Genomic DNA, 1,987 nt, shown 5'->3' with positions numbered 1-1,987 from the left:
TATAACTCCCAGCGAGAGTACGACCCGGCAGTGGCACGGTACACGCAGGGAGATCCTCTGGGACTGCACGGTGGTGTGTCATTGTACTCGTACGCGGGAAGCAATCCCGTCGCTTCGATCGATCCTTTCGGCCTTTTGGAATGGCAAGTAAATTCAGTAGTCTGGCGGACGGGTACGAGGGAAGGGGACGCGACAAGAACGTTCCCGGGCGCGCCGCAATCTGAGTTCAGATCTAATACGTTGGCTAGAACGACGATGGATTGGGCGATCAATTCACAATGCAATTGCGATGCCAACGGGTATTACCTTAGCGAATATTCTGTCAGTCTCACACCGATTGTCCTAATGCGCGACCGCTACGATTCACCTGGCGTGAGGCGTTCCACGATGCGAGATGAGATGGATCATGTTGGAGATTTGAGGCGCTGGGCGGAGGATGCGAGGTCAGCTGCGGAGCGATTTGAGGCCAGCATCGGAGCTGGGAGGTTCGGAAGCTCGCAAGAGTGCGAAGCCCAGAGTGCTGCTGCCATGCAGGAGCATCTATCCGAGGGGATACTTCCAGCAGTGATAAGATCTCGCCAGCGATGGGATGACAGTGGGAAGCATAGATTGATCATCAGGGGTAGGTGAAGTGAAGACATCCTTAGCGGTTCTGGTAATTGCAGCGGCTACTGCAGCGTGCACCATGCACCCGAGACAGGTGAGCTGCGCTGATGGCCAGATCAGGTACATCGGGGCTGCTTCGGGCGCTGACAAGCGTCTTGGCAAATTTGAAATATCAAACCTAGGGCGCGGAGAAATTCGCATTCCTCTTTCGGATTTAGAGGGGGAAGTCGATTCCAGAAACGCTACTACTGAGTGGAGAAAAAAGGGGGCTTCTGGATGGGCCGCCTTCAATCCAATCCTTGAAGAAGTTCCTGCTTCCGAGCGTAATGTACTCATTGGAAGTGGTGATAAGTACGCCGTGAAGTTCGACGCTAACGGGCTTTTCATTCCTGGACAGGCTGATCCAAGTAGGGAGTATTCGGTGGTGTTCCGCGGAACCGATGGATGCGAGTTCCGATCCGATCCTTTTAGTCCCTAAGCTACTGAGCTACGCCCTTTGCCCGGCTAGTCGATGCGTCAACCGGTAATCCCCCCGCTTTTAGCGGTCGCCAAAAGTGGAACTACGCTGCCAGTGCACGCTTCTGCATTGGTGTGATGCCGCCGAGCGCCATGTTTGGGCGCTCGTGGTTGTAAGTCCATAGCCAACGAGTGGCGATGTCCTGGACCTGTTCGATGTCATTGAACAGATTGCTGGCAAGCCAAGCGTAACGCACGGTCCGGTTGTAGCGCTCGATGTAGGCGTTCTGCTGAGGATTGCCTGGCTGGATGTAGAGCAGTGCAATGTCTTGCCGCTCGGCCCATGCTTGCAGCGCTCCGCTGATGTACTCGGGCCCGTTGTCGCAGCGTATGGCGCGGGGCTTTCCGCGCCATTGAATGACCTGTTCCAAGCTGCGGATGACGCGCGCCGCGGGCAAGGAGATGTCGACCTCCATCGCCAGTCCCTGACGGTTGAAGTCATCCAGTACGTTGAGCATCCGGAAGCTGCGTCCATCAGCCAACTGGTCGTGCATGAAATCCATCGACCATGTCTGGTTGACCGCCTCAGGCACCGCCAAAGGCTCCGGCACTTCCCGGACGATGCGCTTGCGCGGCTTGATGCGCAGATTCAGCTCCAAATCGCGATAGATCCGATACACGCGCTTGTGGTTCCAAGCGAAGCCCTTCACGTTGCGTAGGTGCAGGAAGCACAGCCCAAAGCCCCAATCGCGGTAGGCGCTGGTCAGCCTGAGCAACCAGTCGGCGATGATCGCATTTTCTTGGCAGGCCTTGGCCTGATAGCGGTAGCAGGTCTGACTCACCTCGAACGTCCTGCACGCATGAACGATGCTGGTGATGCCTGCCTGGACCGCCCGTCTGGCCATCTCGCGACGCTGAGATGGCC

At 56.8% G+C, this 1,987-nt stretch carries 2 protein-coding genes; one reads left to right on the top strand and one right to left on the bottom strand.

Annotated elements, in window-relative coordinates; genetic code table 11:
• The coding region (locus AC1DQP_RS19985; protein ID WP_478052363.1) for an RHS repeat-associated core domain-containing protein at nucleotides 1-630 on the top strand (630 nt) is incomplete at its 5' end.
• A gap of 536 nt (nucleotides 631-1,166) precedes the next feature.
• Here AC1DQP_RS19985 and AC1DQP_RS19980 read toward each other — a convergent pair.
• A partial coding sequence (locus tag AC1DQP_RS19980; RefSeq protein WP_478052362.1) for an IS3 family transposase occupies nucleotides 1,167-1,987 on the bottom strand: 821 nt, incomplete at its 5' end.

This window comes from Stenotrophomonas sp. P5_A8, assembly GCF_056400545.1.
Note: the sequence above shows the minus strand (reverse complement) of the source record. Positions and strands in the feature narration are given on the sequence as shown.